The organism is Rothia sp. HMSC061E04, from assembly GCF_001813685.1.
Classification (GTDB): domain Bacteria; phylum Actinomycetota; class Actinomycetes; order Actinomycetales; family Micrococcaceae; genus Rothia; species Rothia mucilaginosa.
The window spans coordinates 234,522-251,085 of the sequence record NZ_KV813698.1 but is presented as its reverse complement, the minus strand read 5'-3'; the positions used below and the strand labels follow the sequence as shown (position 1 = coordinate 251,085).

Annotated in this window: 15 protein-coding genes and 1 tRNA gene; 12 read left to right on the top strand and 4 right to left on the bottom strand. The window is 59.3% G+C overall.

All coding sequences use genetic code 11. The annotated features are described in order from the left end of the window. Positions 1-10: 10 nt before the first annotated feature. Positions 11-1,075, bottom strand: a complete 1,065-nt coding sequence (gene mshD, locus HMPREF2927_RS03930) for a mycothiol synthase (protein ID WP_070685726.1) — start codon at positions 1,073-1,075, stop codon at positions 11-13. Between the two features lie 179 nt (positions 1,076-1,254). Next, positions 1,255-1,932, bottom strand: a complete 678-nt coding sequence (locus tag HMPREF2927_RS03925) for a winged helix-turn-helix transcriptional regulator (RefSeq protein WP_083311166.1) — start codon at positions 1,930-1,932, stop codon at positions 1,255-1,257. 557 nt (positions 1,933-2,489) lie between these two features. Between HMPREF2927_RS03925 and HMPREF2927_RS03920 the strand changes: the two genes are divergently transcribed. Further along, positions 2,490-3,179, top strand: a complete 690-nt coding sequence (locus tag HMPREF2927_RS03920) for a nitrobindin family protein (RefSeq protein ID WP_070685724.1) — start codon at positions 2,490-2,492, stop codon at positions 3,177-3,179. A gap of 65 nt (positions 3,180-3,244) precedes the next feature. Then, positions 3,245-4,480: a CAF17-like 4Fe-4S cluster assembly/insertion protein YgfZ gene (locus HMPREF2927_RS03915; protein ID WP_070685721.1), complete on the top strand. Its 1,236-nt coding sequence runs from the start codon at positions 3,245-3,247 to the stop codon at positions 4,478-4,480. Positions 4,481-4,604: 124 nt separating this feature from the next. On the opposite strand, the gene HMPREF2927_RS03910 is transcribed toward HMPREF2927_RS03915, so the two are convergent. Beyond that, positions 4,605-5,636, bottom strand: a complete 1,032-nt coding sequence (locus HMPREF2927_RS03910) for a 6-phosphofructokinase (RefSeq protein WP_005504866.1) — start codon at positions 5,634-5,636, stop codon at positions 4,605-4,607. 472 nt (positions 5,637-6,108) lie between these two features. After that, positions 6,109-7,311, bottom strand: a complete 1,203-nt coding sequence (locus tag HMPREF2927_RS03905; protein WP_070685718.1) for a pyridoxal phosphate-dependent aminotransferase — start codon at positions 7,309-7,311, stop codon at positions 6,109-6,111. Positions 7,312-7,664: 353 nt separating this feature from the next. On the opposite strand from HMPREF2927_RS03905, the gene HMPREF2927_RS03900 reads away from it, so the two are divergent. The 10 genes from HMPREF2927_RS03900 to HMPREF2927_RS03855 all read left to right on the top strand — a co-directional run bounded on the left by HMPREF2927_RS03900 (position 7,665) and on the right by HMPREF2927_RS03855 (position 16,363). Next, a tRNA-Trp gene (locus tag HMPREF2927_RS03900) sits at positions 7,665-7,737 on the top strand. A gap of 77 nt (positions 7,738-7,814) precedes the next feature. Beyond that, positions 7,815-8,093 carry a preprotein translocase subunit SecE gene (gene secE, locus HMPREF2927_RS03895; RefSeq protein WP_070685715.1) on the top strand — a complete coding sequence of 93 codons (279 nt, stop codon included), beginning with the start codon at positions 7,815-7,817 and terminating at the stop codon, positions 8,091-8,093. 105 nt (positions 8,094-8,198) lie between these two features. Beyond that, on the top strand, positions 8,199-8,945 hold the full coding sequence (gene nusG, locus HMPREF2927_RS03890; protein ID WP_070685712.1) for a transcription termination/antitermination protein NusG: 747 nt from the start codon (positions 8,199-8,201) through the stop codon (positions 8,943-8,945). Positions 8,946-9,211: 266 nt separating this feature from the next. Continuing rightward, the gene (gene rplK, locus HMPREF2927_RS03885; protein ID WP_005504870.1) at positions 9,212-9,640 is read left to right on the top strand and encodes a 50S ribosomal protein L11; all 429 of its coding nucleotides are present in this window, start codon (positions 9,212-9,214) and stop codon (positions 9,638-9,640) included. A 137-nt stretch (positions 9,641-9,777) separates the two neighbouring features. Beyond that, positions 9,778-10,473, top strand: a complete 696-nt coding sequence (gene rplA / locus HMPREF2927_RS03880) for a 50S ribosomal protein L1 (RefSeq protein ID WP_070685709.1) — start codon at positions 9,778-9,780, stop codon at positions 10,471-10,473. Between the two features lie 218 nt (positions 10,474-10,691). Further along, the gene (locus HMPREF2927_RS03875) at positions 10,692-11,681 is read left to right on the top strand and encodes a TDT family transporter (protein ID WP_070685706.1); all 990 of its coding nucleotides are present in this window, start codon (positions 10,692-10,694) and stop codon (positions 11,679-11,681) included. Between the two features lie 213 nt (positions 11,682-11,894). Next, on the top strand, positions 11,895-13,037 hold the full coding sequence (locus HMPREF2927_RS03870; protein ID WP_070685703.1) for an ABC transporter ATP-binding protein: 1,143 nt from the start codon (positions 11,895-11,897) through the stop codon (positions 13,035-13,037). A gap of 399 nt (positions 13,038-13,436) precedes the next feature. Next, complete coding sequence (gene rplJ / locus HMPREF2927_RS03865; protein WP_005504882.1) at positions 13,437-13,967, top strand: 50S ribosomal protein L10; 531 nt, start codon at positions 13,437-13,439, stop codon at positions 13,965-13,967. A gap of 155 nt (positions 13,968-14,122) precedes the next feature. Further along, entirely contained in the window at positions 14,123-14,497 is a 375-nt protein-coding gene (gene rplL, locus HMPREF2927_RS03860) for a 50S ribosomal protein L7/L12 (RefSeq protein ID WP_070685701.1), read from the top strand. Positions 14,498-14,821: 324 nt separating this feature from the next. Beyond that, positions 14,822-16,363 (top strand): glycoside hydrolase family 32 protein, encoded by a 1,542-nt coding sequence (locus HMPREF2927_RS03855; RefSeq protein WP_070685698.1) that lies wholly within the window; start codon positions 14,822-14,824, stop codon positions 16,361-16,363. Positions 16,364-16,564 lie beyond the last annotated feature (201 nt).

Below are 16,564 nucleotides of genomic sequence, written 5' to 3'. Positions count from 1 at the left end.
GCACCAAAAGCTAGGCGGCAGGTGCGTCCTGCTGGGCGGGGGCGTACATGCGGTCAACCGTCGCTACGCCGAAACCCAACGAAGTGTAGAGGGAATATGCGGTGGTGTTATCGGCATCCACGTACAGGTCGATGGCGCGCAGCGGCTCGCCATTCTCGTCCTCAGCGCATGCCAGGTATGCCAGCGCGCGCAGGGTGAGGGTTCGGCCCAGGCCGCCTCCCTGCGCCTGCGGGTTCACGCCCACCACGTAAATCTCCCCTGAGGGGGACAGCTCTCCCTGCTCCTGACCGGTCGGGATCTTCGTCCAGGTGAATGCCGCAATGGCGGAGTCATCATCCACCTCGGAGGCGATGAAGAAACCCTCGGGACGGAACCAGGGGGAGCCGGTGCGCTCGCGCAAATCGGCAAGGGTGAGCTTGCCCTGCTCCGGGTGGTGCGCAAAAGCTGCGGCGTTCACGCGCAACCAGGGGAACTCATCCGCGCCGGTGAAGGTGCGCATCCGCAGGTTCTCCGGCAGAGTGCGCGCGTCGGAGCGTTCCACGAGCTCTTCGCGGGTCTGAGCGTCCAGGGGCAGAACCATCTTGTACAGCACGCGCACCGGCTCGAAACCGTGCAGGGTCGCGAACGCGTGGGCGGGGCTTTCAATGCCGGTGTCGGTGGCGCTGCCGTGAACCCAGAGTCGGTATCGTACGGCGTCTTCTCCCAGCTGGCGGACGGCGTGGTCGAAGAATGTGCTGCCGGCGCCTCGTCCGCGGTATTCGGGGGCGACGGCTGCCTCAATCACGCCGGTGTCTTCGTTGCTGGCGGGGGTGAGCGCCACAAAGATAGTGGCGAGGGTGCCGTTATCCTCGGCGACAAAGAAACGCGGAGGAGTGAGGGCGCTTTCGCGCAATGCCTTGCTCAGCTCAACGCGGGTCTGCTCAGAGAACGCCGAGACGCCGTCATGGCGGGCAACCTTCTGCGCAAAGGAATCGAATCGTTCCAGCAGCTCTTCGGTGAGCTGCGGTTCCGCGTAAACAAGGGAGCTTTCAGCGGGCAGGGTGGAGGGATTGGGTGTCTGACTGTGTACCATCATCGCCTTCTTTCGTAGCCTTCTGATTCAACTCTACCGGGGATAGTTGCTCTTTGAAGAGTTTGTTCTTCGTCCTGGGCGAATATGACAAGAACCGGAACATTTACACATTCTGGTACTCGGCTCAGCGGCGAGGCTACTTCATAACGGGTACACCAAAACAGGGGTTGGAACCCCAAAATTTAGCGGGTGCTGTTGAAGGAATAGCCCACGTTACGCACGGTCGAAATCATCTGCTCGTATTCGGTGCCGAGCTTGGAACGCAGACGACGCACGTGCACGTCCACGGTGCGGGTGCCACCGTAGTAGGAGTCGTAACCCCACACCTCGGAGAGCAGCTGGGCGCGGGAGAAGACGCGTCCGGGGTGCTGAGCCATGAACTTGAGCAGTTCAAACTCTTTGAAGGTCAGGTTCAGAGCGGTGCCGGAGAGGTGCGCCGAGTACGCCTGGGTGTCAATGATGAGGTTGCCCGCGCGCACGATGCGCTCTTCGGAGTTCTCTTCTTCTGCGGCTGCGTCGCTCTTGATGGCGAGGCGCAGGCGCGCATCCATTTCGGAGGGGGACGCCTGGTCAGAAACAATATCGTCAACCTGCCAGGAGGCTGCAACCGCCGCCATACCGCCTTCATTCAGGAGCGCGATGAGCGGCAACTGTACGCCGGTGGCGCGCAATAGCTGGGCGCATTGGCGTGCTTTGACGAGTGCGGTGCGGGCGTCGACCATGAGCAGGTCGAAAGTCTCAGATTCGAGGGTGGTGTGGGCAGTGTCGAGGGGGAAGACGTGTACCTTGTGGCTGAGGAGGCTCAGCGAGGGGATCATATCCTGCGCGGCGGTATCGCTCAGAAGCACAATACGGTACACACCCTCTCCTTTCCCGGTAAAATATTAGGCTCTTTCTAGTGTACTCGCCCGCCTATGGTGCAGCTGTGGAGGCGGTAAAGAGCAGATGCAGATATCGTATACCGGACTGTTTACTCGCCCGTCTGCGCAGGTCGCTGCCGATAGCTCTGTCCAGTATGTCTTTAGCACCGATTCTGCACCCTTTTCAGAGGGAGTCTATGGTAGGTTTAAGGCATGGAAAACAATCTTATGGCTCTTGAAGCTCTCTTCATGTCGCTGATGGCTATTATCTCCGTGTGCATCGGTATCGGTGCATTCGCAGTGTTGCGTGGCCTCTTCAGCGGCCAGAAGTAGTCTTCCCGCACAGAGCAGAAGCATCGCCCACACAGGGCTTTAGGCGGTCGTACGGTTCGCACCGCCTCGCCAATGACGGCGTGAACCCCCACCCGGTCCCCTCCGGTTGGGGGTTTTCTTTATGCTGCCCGCCGTACCGTTTACTCGGCAGGAGGCGGCGCTACCCCGTGCCGTGAGCGAACGAACAGGCTACTGTTGTACGCACGGGTACTAAAATAGAAAGTATGGCTATTGAAATCCCTACCAACCTAACCCCTGAACTTGTTCCCTTCGCATGGCTGCTCGGCACCTGGGAAGGCACCGGAACCATGTGGTACGAAGGCCAGGAAAACACCCCCTTCGGCCAGATTGTTACTTTTGAGCAGGATGGTCTGCCCTTCATCGAATACCGCGCTGAGTCTTTCCTGCTCGATGACGAGGGTCAGAAGCTGCGCCCCATCACCGTTGAAACCGGTTTCTGGCAGATTGACCGCCCCCTGACCGACGCCGACGGCGGCTTCGGCATTGTCCCCAAGGACGTTGTACCCGCCTTCCCCAGCGCCGAGAGCGTTGAGACCCTGCGCAACGCGGACGACGGCTTCTCTCTGCTGGCAACCATTGCGCACCCCGGCGGTATTAGCGAAAACTACGTGGGCATGGTCAAGGGCCCGGTTATTCGCATGCAGACCGGCAACCTGCTACGCGATGATATTTCCCACGACTACGCCGGCTCCGTGCGCCTGTGGGGCCTGGTCAACGGCAACCTCATGTGGGACTGGGAGATCGCAGACGCTGAGGGTAAGCTGCACAAGCACGCCTCCGCTGAACTGCGCAAGACCTCCTCGATGACCGGCGATTCCCTGGGCACCTCGATGTTCGGTTCCCTGGATGGCGAAGAGCCCACCGGCGAGCCCGGCTCCGAGCCCACCGCCTAATAAATAACTTGTGTCTGCCCCGCCGGTCGGCGGGGCAGACTCTTTGCGTGAAAGGTGCACCTTCCGTGACTGAATCTTCGCTTGAAGCGCCTCAGGCTGAGGTACCCCAGCCCGATGCCGCCCGCCCGGTGAGCCCCCTGCTGGGCCTGCACGGCGCTTTTGCCGCCTCCGGGCTGGATGCCGGCGTCGCCGCACACTACGGCAACCCCATGCTGGAGCAGCGCACCCTCAGCTTCGACCGCTCCGCCGAGGCAAGCGAACCGCTGGTGCTAGTGGACCGCTCCTCCCTGGGGGTGGTGCGTGTTGAGGGGCCGGACCGCCAGACCTGGCTGACCTCCATTGCCTCGCAGATTCTGACCGGCATGACCGCCGGGGAGAGCCGCGAGTTCCTGTTGCTTTCCCCTCAGGGCCGCGTGGAGTACGCACCCGCCGCAATTGAAGACGGCGAGGCACTCTGGCTGATCGTTGAGGGCAACCAGGCACAGCCGCTGACCGATTACCTAAACCGCATGAAGTTCATGATGCGCGTTGAGGTGCAGAACCTCAGCGACGAGTACGCGGTACTGGAGAGTGCCCGCAACCCGATCCTGCAGAACGGTTCGGTGCATCCGGCGCTCGCTGAGTGCAAGCCGCTGGTGTGGGAGGACCCTTGGCACACTCCGGCACCGGGTAGCTACCGCTACGATGAGGCGGGCGATGCTCACCCGGGTGCGGACTACGTGCGTTTCTTGAGCATCGTGCCGCGCTCTGTTCTGCCCGCCCTGGCTGAGTCTTCGGACGCGCGTTTTGCGGGTCTGTGGGCTGCGGAGGCTCTGCGTATTGAGGCGTGGCGCCCGCGCTACGGCACTGAGGCTGACGATAAGACCATCCCGCAGGAGCTGGATTACACCCGTACGGCTGTGCATTTCGATAAGGGCTGCTACAAGGGCCAGGAGACGGTGGCTCGCGTGCATAACCTGGGCCGCCCGCCGCGCCGCCTGGTGTTCTTGGATATTGACGGTTCGGAGCACACCCTGCCGGCGGCAGGTAGCGAGCTGTTAGTGGAGGGCAAGTCCCGCCCGGTCGGTCGTATTACCTCGGTGGCGTTGCATCATGAGGCGGGCCCGATTGCTCTGGCTGTGATTAAGCGCGGCGTTGACCCGCAGGTGCCTTTGCGTGCGGTTGATGGCGGCGACTTCCTGCCCGATGGTTCGCCGGCACCGGCGACCGAGTACGCGGTGGCTCAGACGACGGTGGTTTCACCGGAGTCCGGTGAGGTGGCGCGTCGTTCTTTGGCGGGTCAGGACTTCCTGAAGCGCTAGAGCATCTGGCTACGCAATAGCATCTGACGACCAATATAAAACCGCGGAGGCGGGCACCCGTTACGAGTGCCCGCCTCCGCGGTTTAAGTATGAGTGCTTAGCGAGCTTGCTGAGCTTGCGGGGTTTAGCGGCCGAAGAGGACGGCTGCTTCTTCCCAGCGTTCCTGAGGTACGGACTTCAGGCCGTCCAGTGCCTCTTCGAGGGGTACGTACTTGATCTCGGTGCCCTGCACGGAGACCATCTTGCCCCACTGCTTCTGAGCGACCATGTCGACTGCGCCCATGCCCAGGCGGGTTGCGAGCACGCGGTCGTAGCCGGTGGGTGCGCCACCGCGCTGGATGTGGCCCAGGATGGTGTTACGGGTCTCGACGCCGGTCATCTTCTCGATCTCGTGGGTGATGTACTCACCAATGCCACCGAGGCGGGGACGACCGTCCTTTTCGGTACCCTTGTTTGCCATGACGTCGTCGAAGCCTTCGGGGATGAAGCCTTCAGCAACGACAACCAGGGGAGAACGGCCGCGGTCGTGTACTTCCTTGACCCATTCAGCGACCTGTTCCATAGAGACCTTAACCTCGGGGATTAGGATTGCGTGTGCGCCTGCTGCCATACCGGAGTGCAGTGCAATCCAGCCGACGTGGCGGCCCATGACCTCTGCAACCATGCAGCGGTGGTGCGATTCACCGGTGGTGCGGATGCGGTCCATAGCCTCGGTTGCGATGGACACTGCGGTGTCGAAGCCGAAGGTGTAGTCGGTTGCGCGCAGGTCGTTGTCAATGGTCTTGGGGACACCGATGACGGGCAGGCCTGCGTCTGCCAGGCGCTTTGCGCCTGCGAGGGTGCCTTCACCGCCGATAGCGACGATTGCGTCGATGCCGTGGCGTTCCATCATGATTTCGATGTTTTCGGGGCCACCGTTGGGGCCGTCGAAGGGGTTGGTGCGGGAGGTACCGATGATGGTGCCGCCCTGGGCTGCCAGGCCGCGGACCTTCTGACGGGGCAGGTCCATGTAGTCGCCTTCAACGACGCCGCGCCAGCCATCACGGAAGCCGACGAACTCGTAGCCGTACTTCTTGACGCCGTTGAGGACAGCGCCGCGGATGACAGCGTTCAGGCCGGGGCAGTCGCCGCCGGAAGTAAGCAGACCGATCTTCATAGTTGGCTCCTAATGTCTGCGCGTTTTAGGTGTTGTGCGCGCGTGTATATAACTATGACCTCCACGAATTCGGCACGCGAATGTTCGCCGGTCGGGAGGTCGTTCTCTTGGTCTCTATTTTAGCGATGTTTGGGTTATGTGGGTAGTGGTGGAAAGCCGTGGGAACGCCCGTTTCGGTGCTGAAAAGTTCAGGTTTTTAGTACCTGTATGTTTGGGTTTGAAACACAAATAGCCGCCCTTTCCCACCTATGGCACCGAAGAAGCGAATGAGGCTTCCTCACATCTGTAAAGATGCGGGAAGCCTCATTCGTTTTAAAAATATTTTTAAATATTTGTGGGATTCTCCGTTTTTAGGACAAAAAACGGTCAATAGTCCTGTGATTGATCGTTTCGCACCGGTTTATCCCACGTCTGAACCGCTTCCCACGGGGTGAGTTGCAGGTTCAGCAGGCGCGCTCAGAGGGGGACGGAACTAGTCGCGTGCCTGACCGAGGAACTTCTGCAGGCGTGCCAGACCCTCCGCCAGGTCCTCGTCGCTCAGGGCGTAGGAGAGGCGCAGGTAGCCACTGGGGCCGAATGCCTCGCCGGGAACTACGGCGACCTCAGCCTTTTCGAGGATGAGCTCAGCCAGCTCTGCGGTGGTCTGCGGGCGTACGCCTTCAATTTCCTTGCCGAGCAGTTCGCGTACGTCCGGGTAGGCGTAGAACGCGCCGGTGGGTATGGGGCAGCGCACGCCTTCAATAGCGTTCAGGCCGTCGACGATGGTGCGGCGGCGGCGGTCGAACGCGGCGTGCATGATTTCCACGTCGTCCTGCGGACCGGTCAGAGCGGCAAGAGCTGCGCGCTGGGCGATGTTGTTGACGTTGGAGGTCATGTGGGACTGCAGGTTGGAGGCTGCGGCGATGACATCGCGCGGGCCAATCATCCAGCCCACACGCCAACCGGTCATGGCGTAGGTCTTTGCCACGCCGTTGAGGATGACGCACAGGTCAGCGAGCTCGGGTACTGCCTTCAGGATGGAGACTGCCTGAACACCGTCATAGGTGAGGTGTTCGTAGATCTCGTCGGTCAGCACGAAAATGCCCTTGGACAGAGCCCATTCGCCGATAGCGCGGGTTTCCTCTTCGGTGTAGACAGCACCGGTCGGGTTGGAAGGGGAGACGAAGATGAGCGCCTTGGTTGCGGGGGTGTAGGCGGCTTCGAGCTGCTCGACGGTGACCTTGTAGTGCTGGTCGCTACCGGCGAACACCTCGATGGGGTTGCCGCCTGCCAGGCGGATGCACTCGGGGTAGGTGGTCCAGTAGGGTGCGGGCAACAGGACGTCGTCGCCTTCGTCAATGACGGTTGCGAATGCCTGGTAGACCGCCTGCTTGCCGCCGTTGGTGATGACAACCTGGGAGGGGTCAATCTCTACGCCGGAGTCGCGCAGGGTCTTTTCCGCGATTGCCTTCTTCAGTTCGGGAAGACCGGACGCGGGGGAGTAGCGGAAGTTCTTGGGGTCGTTGAGCGCTTCGCGTGCTGCGTCCACAATATGCGCGGGGGTGGGGAAGTCCGGTTCGCCTGCGCCGAAACCGATGACGGGGCGTCCCTGAGCCTTGAGTGCTTTTGCCTTTGCGTCGACGGCAAGGGTTGCGGAGGGTGCGATGGCACCGATGCGGCTTGAAATACGCGCCATGGGGCTCTCTTCTCTTTCTTCTTGTGCGCTGCCGGCGTGAAGTCGACAAGGAAATAGGTGATGGGAATGCGCGTGTGGGACCAATCCGCGCGTGATGGGCGCGGGTGTGTGCGGCGTTCCTTGTAATAGGATACGGTCCACTAGTAGCGATACGGAACCCTTCGTCAAGGTATCTCAAGAGGTTTTTCGAAAAATATTACATTTTGAAGTTGCATCGGCCCCGAAAGATGGTTTACAGTTAGTTCTGCACCCGCAAGGGTGTAATTGTTTGCCCCTCTAAAGCCACGGCTTAGGAGGCAATGGAGGAGTAGACACGTGAGAAGCAACTCTCACACCTGAAGTTAACGCTTCAAAGGGTGGTGGCTCAATTGGTAGAGCAGCGGTCTCCAAAACCGCAGGTTGCAGGTTCGAGTCCTGTCCGCCCTGCTTTTATTGCCTCAATAACATCTTTGTACGCCCGTTCCCCGGGCGTACTTTTTTAGACTCAGAAAGGGGCAGAAGAAATGGCATCGTCTGCTACCGCCGAGAAGGTTGTTAAGCCCGGCGCATCGTCGAAGAGCGATAAGAAGCTCGGTTTCTTCGGCCGTATTTTTGCATTCCTCCGTGAAGTTATTGCGGAGTTGAAGAAGGTTACTACTCCCACCGGACGCGAACTGGTTGGCTACTTCTTTGCTGTTCTGTTCTTCGTCGTGGTGATGCTCTTGCTCATTTCTGGTCTGGATTATCTTTTCGGCCAGGGAGCATTCTGGATTTTCGGTAACGGAACGATTCAGCGTAACTAGTACTGGCTGCATCCTAATTCTGGGGTGCCCCATCAGTGATTTCCCTCAGCGCATTGGCGAGTGGGAGTCCCCTCTAGATGATTAACGATAGAAAGTAGGAGCGACGTGTCCGAGCAGGAACTGGTATCCGAGATTGAAGAGGTCGAGGTAGCCGCTGCTGAGGCTACTGAGGAGTCTGCGGCTATTGAGCAGCAGGCTGAGGAAGCTACCGAGGCTGTCGAGGTAGCTGAAGCAGCTGCTGAGGCGGCTGAGGAAGTCGACGCTCTGGAAGAATTCAAGTCCAAGCTGCGCCGTCAGATGGGCGACTGGTACGTGGTGCACACCTACTCCGGTTACGAGAACAAGGTGAAGACCGGTATCGAGACCCGTATCCAGAACCTGGAAGCTGAAGATGAGATCTTCGAGGTTCAGGTTCCCATGGAGACCGTGGTTGAGTTCAAGAACACCGTGAAGAAGACCGTCCGCCGCGTGCGCGTTCCCGGTTACGTTCTGGTGCGTATGGAACTGACCGACCACTCGTGGGGTGTTGTCCGCCACACCCCCGGTGTGACTGGCTTCGTGGGTCAGGATGCGTACAACCCGGTCCCGCTGCGCATGGACGAGGTTTTCGACATGCTCCTGCCGGTCTTCGAAGAGCAGCAGCAGAGCCAGGGCCTGCCTGTTTCCAAGCCCGTTATCGAGTCCGACTACACGGTGGGCGAGAACGTCCGCGTGAAGTCCGGTGCTTTCGAGGGTATGGACGCTACCGTTTCGGAGATTAAGGGCGAGTCCCAGCAGATTGTCGTGATGATTTCCGTCTTCGGCCGCGACACCCCGGTGACCTTGAGCTTCACCGAAATCGAAAAGATTTAACGTTTTTAGCGTGTGAATATGAGCCTCGCACTTCGGTGTGGGGCTCATATTTTGTAGCGGCTGTATAGCCGGCGGCGGCTGTGCAGGTGAGGTTTACTCTTTCTGCTAGCTGGCGCTGGATTAAGTCGCTGATTAACGCTAGAATGTTGGTTTGTGTATGCGCATGTCACGCTTTCATGCGGATGCACGGGTGACCGCGCCACGGTCACCGTCTTGCCGGCGTACGCTCCTGTGCGTCGGTTCCCAGCTAAGAAAAGGACCCTACATTGGCTCCCAAGAAGAAGGTCACTGGCCTCATCAAGCTGCAGATCCAGGCAGGCGCCGCTAACCCGGCTCCCCCCGTCGGCCCCGCACTGGGCTCGCACGGTGTGAATATCATGGAGTTCTGCAAGGCATACAACGCTGCAACCGAGTCGCAGCGCGGTAACATCATCCCCGTTGAGATTACCGTCTACGAGGATCGCTCCTTCACCTTCATCACCAAGACCCCTCCGGCTTCCCAGCTGATCAAGAAGGCTGCTGGCGTTGCTAAGGGCTCCGCTGTTCCTCACACCACCAAGGTTGGTTCGCTGACCGAGGCTCAGGTGCGCGAGATCGCTGAGACCAAGATGCCCGACCTGAACGCAAACGACCTGGATGCTGCTTCCAAGATCATCGCAGGTACCGCTCGTTCCATGGGTATCACCGTCGAGTAATTTCGGTTCGCCGAATAGCCGAGTAATCGGCACCGTAGATTTTTCTACACAGAACTTGTAAATGCCCGTCGTATGGACGGGATGTGGCAGAGCCGAGCGCGGCTCACGAGACCACAACTGCATAAGGAGAAAAGCAGATGGCAAAGCGCAGCAAGGCGTACAAGGCAGCTGTAGCCAAGATTGAAGAGGGTAAGCTCTACACCCCCGCTGAGGCAGTTGCCCTGGCGAAGGAAACCTCTTCCACCAACACCGACGCAACCGTTGAGGTTGCAATGCGTCTGTCCGTTGACCCCCGTAAGGCAGACCAGATGGTTCGCGGTACCGTGAACCTGCCCCACGGCACCGGTAAGACCGCTCGCGTGGTCGTTATCGCAGCAGGCCCCAAGGCTGCTGAGGCTGAGGCAGCTGGCGCTGACTACGTTGGTTCCGACGAGCTGATCGCAAAGATCGCTGGCGGCTGGACTGACTTCGACGCAGCGGTTGCAACCCCCGACATGATGGGCAAGGTCGGCCGCCTGGGTAAGATCCTGGGTCCCCGTAACCTGATGCCGAACCCCAAGACCGGTACCGTGACCATGGATGTTGCAAAGGCTGTTGCAGACATCAAGGGCGGTAAGATCGACTTCCGCGTTGACCGTAACTCCAACCTGCACTTCATCATCGGTAAGGCTTCCTTCACCGCTGAGCAGCTCGAGGAGAACTTCCAGGCAGCTCTGGAAGAGGTTAACCGTCTGAAGCCCTCTTCGGCTAAGGGCCGTTACATCTCCAAGGCAACCGTTGCTACCACCTTCGGCCCCGGCATCCCCGTTGATCCGGCTGCCGTTGCTGCCTAAGGTATGCACCTGTAGCTTCTAGCATGAGCTAGTAGTCGCCCCCGGCGTTTAGGCGTCGGGGGTGATTTTTTATGCCTGCTCTTCTGCATCTCTGTCTGTATGTTCTGGAATATATCTGCGGCGAGCCCGTTAGAATAAACAGCGCACACACTTCGTTCTTATCAGCCTAGTTCAGCTCGCCTGATGCGCGGGCTCAAGCAGACCTCAAGGATTTATCCATGACTCAGCCTTTATCGGCTTCTTCGACTCCCTCGGCGCAGGCTACCGCCCGTCCCTTCCCGATTCCCGTCAACTACTTCGCGATGGCACTGGGTACCGGTGCCCTGGGTGCGGCATGGCGTGCCGCCGCCTCCGCGGATATGGCTTCCGCCTGGGTGGGTGAGGCGATTCTTGCCTTCGCCACTGTGGTGTGGCTGATTCTGATTGCCGCTATGGTTGTTGCGGTGTTGAATTTCCGCCCGTGGTTGCGGGAGCAGTGGGCACATCCGGTACGATGCTGCTTCTTTTCGTTGATTCCGGCGACGACCGCGCAGATGGGCGCGACGGTCTTCCCGTACCTGTCCTACCTGGGTTACGCCCTGGCGGTTCTTGGTGCTCTGGGGCAGCTGTACTTTGCCTCCCACCGCATTGCGGGTATGTGGCGCGGTACCCACGTGGCGGAGGCGACCACCCCGGTACTGTACCTGCCGACGGTTGCGACGAACTTTGCGACGGCAACCGCGATGGGCATGATGGGTTGGAAGGACGCAGCGATGCTTTTCTTCGGCGCGGGCCTGATTTCGTGGTTTAGCGTGGAGTCTGCAATTTTGAATCGTCTGCGTAACCTGGCTCCGATGAACGTTGGTGAGCGCGGCCTGATGGGTGTGCAGCTGGCTCCGCCGTTTGTGGGAGGTAACGCGTACCTGGCGGCTAATGGTGGCACGGTGGACTGGTTCTTCCTCATCATGACCGGTTACGGCATTTTGCAGCTGATTTTCCTGATGCGCCTGCTGCCCTGGATTATGGAGGGCGGCTTCTCCATGAGCCTGTGGGGTTTCTCCTTCGGTATGGGTGCAATGGTTTCTACCGGCGTGCATTTGAGCGCCGCGAACGTGCTGAACCCGCTGGGTATTGTGCTGATGGTGATTGGTACCGGTTTCTTGGTCTTCCTGTGGGGCGGTGTGGCGTATGTGGCGTCACAGGGGCGTCTGCTGGTGGGTCGGCGCTAGGGTCCTCTTGCTGCTTGAGGCATTTTTAGGCATATGGTGTGAGCCCCGGATGCGTGGTCCGGGGCTTTGCCATGCCTAATCTTTCTTGTTGGGGGGGGGGCTTTCCTGTGTGGTCTTTCTCCAGACAGGCGGCGTGCAGGCTGAGGCGTTTGTTTATGACGGCGCTTATCTTCTGAACCCGTGCAGGGCACAAGTTTCGGCGATAATGGGGGAATGACTTCTGCATCCTACTCTTCTGCCGCGGCGGAGCCTTTTGAAGACCTGCGTATTCGAGGTGTCGCTAAGACCTTCGGCACCGATACGACGGTTCTGAATGAGATTGACTTGGACGTGCACCCCGGTGAGTTGATTTCTCTGGTTGGTTCTTCGGGCACGGGTAAGTCGACCCTGCTGCGTATTATTGCCGGCCTTGAGGAGCCGAGCGCCGGTCGGGTGACCTACGCCGGTCAGCCTCTGGAACGCGGCTCGGTGGGGGTGGTGTTTCAGCGCCCTATTCTGTACCCGCACCTGAGCGTGAAGGACAATATTCTGTTTCCGACCCGGCTGGGCGCGTTCGCCGGTCGGGTTGATATGGACTACTACCGTGAGCTGCTGGAGGCTTTGAAACTTGAGGGGCTGGAGTCCCGTAAGCCTTCGCAACTGTCGGGTGGTCAGGCTCAGCGTGTGGGTATTGCGCGTGCTTTGATTCGTCGTGCCCCGGTGGTTCTTTTTGATGAGCCGCTGGCGAGTGTGGATGAGCAGATGAGTGCGAGTATTCGTGCCGATATTGTGCGCCTGCATGAGCGTTACGGTTTTACGGGCCTGTACGTGACCCATGATCAGAATGAGGCGCTCATGCTGGGGCAACGGGTGGCGGTCATGGATTCTGGCTACCTGGTGCAGGTAGACACTCCGGAGCGACTGCTGGCGCATCCGCATACTCTGCAGGTGGCGAAGCTTTTGGCGGCACCTGCGCTGAACCTTTTGGCCCTTGAGGATTCGGAGTCGCTTCCTGTTGGGTGCGAGTTGGCGATTCGTGCGACCGCTCTGTGCCCTGTGGCGGCAGACGCTGCTCATGCTCTGCCGGTGCAAGTGCTCGGCAGCCGCCATCTGGTGGGTGGCATGCTGTACCGTGCGCGTCTGGTGGAAGCTGTGTCCCTGCCTCTGGAATCTCGGCGGGCTTCGGCGGATTCTGAGCTGAGTGCCCGAGTGCGTGCCGGTCAGGAGCTTGAGTTCTTTATCTCGGATGCGCAGGGCGGCTCCTTGAGCGGCACCTCCCCGAACAGTACCTTCCTGGGTGCAGGTGAGCGGGTGCACCTGGGGGTGGCGGCTGAGCGCTGCTTCTTGTTCTCGGGCGGAAAGCGCTTTTACCTCTAGAACACGGTTTCTGGGCCTTTCAATCGGGCCTTTTAGGTGGGAGAAAGAGCGGTTATTTGGCTTAAAAGGGGTCTTTAAGTGATTAATCCCGCTTAATCACGTTTTTAACTTGCGACTCGGGCTTTAACCTGAGATGATGAATGAACCAAAGACCGCCGGTCTAGAACTATGTCCTTTATCGCCACCTCGGTGGAGACGAAGAACAGAGTTCTGATAAGAGCAGATTTCACTAGAAATCGCCGCCCGCGTAGGTAACTCGAAGTGAATAGTCGTTGCCCTGATTTAGGGTGCCGTCTATCGTGCCTCGTACGCCTACGCGTCGGGGCATTTTTTATTGCTTGTAATAAATGCTTCGAGGCTCTACCGGCGACCTTACAAGAATCGGAAGAAGGAACTACCATGGCGACTCAGGAAAAGATCGCTGCAGTATCCGAGCTGAAGGAACTCTTCGAAGCTTCGAACGCAGTCATCCTGACCGAATACCGCGGTCTCACTGTTGCACAGCTCAAGGAGCTGCGCCGCGCACTCGGTGCAGAGACCGAATACGCCGTGGTGAAGAACACGCTGGCTGCTATCGCAGCTAAGGAAGCTGGCATCGACGCATTCGAAGGCCACCTCCAGGGTCCCTCCGCACTGGCATTCATCAAGGGCGACCTGATTGATGCTGCTAAGGGCCTGCGTGACTTTGCCAAGGCTAACCCCCAGCTGATTGTGAAGAACGGTTACTACGAAGGTGCCGCTCTGACCGAGGACGACGTCAAGCGCTACGCTGACCTGGAATCCCGCGAGGTTCTGCTGTCCAAGGTTGCAGGTGGTGCAAAGGCTACCATCGCACGCATCGCACAGGTTGTGGACGCACTGCGCGTCAAGCTGGAGGAGCAGGAAGGCGCAGCTCCCGCTGCTGCCGAGGAGGCTTCGGAAGAGGCATAAGCCCCTTTCGTGCTACTGCACCAGCGCTGAGATACTCAGCAGCGTGAACGCGAATAGCGTGTAACGCACCCTAAATTTGACCGACCCTCTCGGGTAGGTACTGAAGATTTACACCGCGGGCGTCAGCCCGCACCAGATAGTGAAGGAGCCAAACAATGGCTAAGCTGTCCATCGAAGAACTCATTGCAGCATTCAAGGAACTGTCCCTCGTTGAGGTTTCCGAGTTCGTCAAGGCATTCGAGGAAGAGTTCGACGTCACCGCAGCTGCTCCCGTTGCAGTTGTAGCAGGCGGCGCAGCAGGCGAGGCTGCTGAAGAGAAGTCCGAGTTCGACGTTGTCCTGGAGTCCGCTGGCGACAAGAAGATCGCAGTGATCAAGGAAGTTCGTGCCCTGACCTCCCTCGGCCTGAAGGAAGCAAAGGACCTGGTTGACAGCGCTCCCAAGACTCTGCTCGAGGGCGTTTCCAAGGAAGACGCTGAGAAGGCTAAGGAGCAGCTCGAGGCTGCTGGCGCAACCATCACCCTCAAGTAATCGACTTCTTCTCGATTCTTACGCGGGCGGTGCATCTTATGGATGCGCCGCCCCGCGGCATTTAACGGCACCCGCCGCCTCGCCCCACTATGCTGGGTGAGGCGGCGGGTTTTGCCGTATCAGCCCTTTTTCTCCTGTAGCAAACGGGGTATGTGCCATATACTCGGCGGACGGCGGTATAAGCCGCTGTGACCGCACTGTGCCCCGGATGAGAGAGGCTGAGAGCATTGTGGTTCCTCTCTCCTAGAGCCCGGCAACGGGTCAGAGGTGCCGTATGATGGGATGAGACAACCCAGACATTCCTTTGCACGAAAGCGGATAGACATGAGCGAGCAGAAGAAAAAGAAGAAGAGCGCGACCGAGCGACCCGCCCGCGATCTGGCGGCTGAAGCACAGCAGATTCTGGACGCTTTCGGCGCCGGTGTTCGTGAAGATCGCGATTACCCGGCACTGCACCTGGCGCCTCCCGTGGGTCGCCTGAACGACCCGAACGGCCTGGTCTTCGACGGTAAGCGCTACCACGCCTTCTACCAGTACTCGCCCCTGCATCCGGAGCGTATGGTCTACTGGCGTCATGCGGTGAGCGAGGACCTGACCCACTGGACTGATGAGGGTACCGCCCTGGTGCCCGATAGCCGCTACGATTCGCACGGCTGCTACTCCGGCTCGGGTATTAAGGTTCCCGGCGGTTTTGAGTTCTTCTACACCGGTAACGTGAAGGACGAAAAGGGCAACCGCGAAACCTACCAGATCCTTGCAACTGCGGGTGAGGACGCGAAGCCGACCCGTCAGCTGCCCCCGCTGATTTCTGGTCCAGAGAAGGGCTACACCGCGCACTACCGTGACCCGCACGTCTTTGAACGTAACGGCGAATGGTGGATGGTTATTGGCGCTCAGCGTGAGGACCTGACCGGCGCTGTGGTCGTGTACACCTCCAAGGATCGCCGCGAGTGGACCTTCCGCGGCGAGCTGGGCATCAAGGACAAGACCCTCAAGGGCACCTACATGTACGAGTGCCCCTCCCTGCTGAGCATGCGCGATGAGCTGACCGGCGAGATCCGCGACGTGCTGATTTTCAGCCCGCAGGGCATGGAGCCCCTCGGCGAGAAGTACAACAACATTTTCCAGAGCGGCTACATTGTTGGTTCGTTGGATAACGAGACCCTCAAGTTCACCGTGGAGACCCCCTTCACCGAGCTAGATGCAGGTTTCGAGTTCTACGCTCCGCAGACTATCTCCGGTACCGGCCTGACTGCTGACCCGAAGGCACCGCACACCGTGAGCGGCGATGCCCCGGTGATGATCGCGTGGCTGGGCAACGCAGCCCAGGACGACCTGCCCTCGTGGACTCACCGCTGGGTGCACATGTTCACCTACCCGCGTGAGCTGCACCTGCGTAACGGCAAGATTTTCCAGCGTCCGGTTCCGCAGCTGAATGACGCGATGGAGATGAAGCCTCTGTACCGTGAGGAGGAGAAGGGCAAGCTCGTGGAGCTGAAGAACGCCCTGACCTTCCGTCTGCGCGGCCGTGTGAACGTCTCTGATGAGCGCGTGAAGCTGAAGATTAAGGACACTCACGGCGTGGCTCTGAGCATTGTCCTGGATAAGGACTTTGTGCAGATGGACCGTGGCGGTACTCGCTACACCGAGGGTGGTAGCCTGCGTCGCCGCACCCTGAAGCGTTCGAAGATTCGCGAGTTTGATCTGCTGGTGGATGGCTCGGCTACCGAACTGTACGTGGGCGGCAAGTTGGTCGCGTCCATGGGTGCTGAGGTTATGACCGCTCGCACCTTCTTCAAGGGTGATAAGCGTCGCGTCCGCCTGACCGGTGGCGAGGTGCTGTCCCTGGAGTATGGTCGTCTCTAAGTCGTTTTCTAAGCGTTAGGAGCCGCCCGCGCGGGTGGTTTCCGGTAATTTCTGAATATGTCTGAGTGCTCACTCTCCGTGTGGAGGGTGAGCCCTCGCTTTTAAGAACTTTCCCGTGATAGGATGTTTTACATCCAATATGTCAAACGTATGACATACACATGACATACACATGACATACACGCACAGACATATGCCCCA

Excerpts from the sequence above, each read along its gene's own strand:
- rplA (WP_070685709.1), top strand. The coding sequence starts at position 9,778 with ATGGCAAAGCGCAGCAAGGCGTACAAGGCAGCTGTAGCCAAGATTGAA.
- rplL (WP_070685701.1), top strand. The coding sequence starts at position 14,123 with ATGGCTAAGCTGTCCATCGAAGAACTCATTGCAGCATTCAAGGAACTG.
- HMPREF2927_RS03920 (WP_070685724.1), top strand. The coding sequence starts at position 2,490 with ATGGCTATTGAAATCCCTACCAACCTAACCCCTGAACTTGTTCCCTTC.
- mshD (WP_070685726.1), bottom strand. The coding sequence starts at position 1,075 with ATGATGGTACACAGTCAGACACCCAATCCCTCCACCCTGCCCGCTGAA.
- HMPREF2927_RS03870 (WP_070685703.1), top strand. The coding sequence starts at position 11,895 with ATGACTTCTGCATCCTACTCTTCTGCCGCGGCGGAGCCTTTTGAAGAC.
- secE (WP_070685715.1), top strand. The coding sequence starts at position 7,815 with ATGGCATCGTCTGCTACCGCCGAGAAGGTTGTTAAGCCCGGCGCATCG.
- HMPREF2927_RS03910 (WP_005504866.1), bottom strand. The coding sequence starts at position 5,636 with ATGAAGATCGGTCTGCTTACTTCCGGCGGCGACTGCCCCGGCCTGAAC.
- HMPREF2927_RS03875 (WP_070685706.1), top strand. The coding sequence starts at position 10,692 with ATGACTCAGCCTTTATCGGCTTCTTCGACTCCCTCGGCGCAGGCTACC.
- HMPREF2927_RS03905 (WP_070685718.1), bottom strand. The coding sequence starts at position 7,311 with ATGGCGCGTATTTCAAGCCGCATCGGTGCCATCGCACCCTCCGCAACC.
- HMPREF2927_RS03855 (WP_070685698.1), top strand. The coding sequence starts at position 14,822 with ATGAGCGAGCAGAAGAAAAAGAAGAAGAGCGCGACCGAGCGACCCGCC.
- rplJ (WP_005504882.1), top strand. The coding sequence starts at position 13,437 with ATGGCGACTCAGGAAAAGATCGCTGCAGTATCCGAGCTGAAGGAACTC.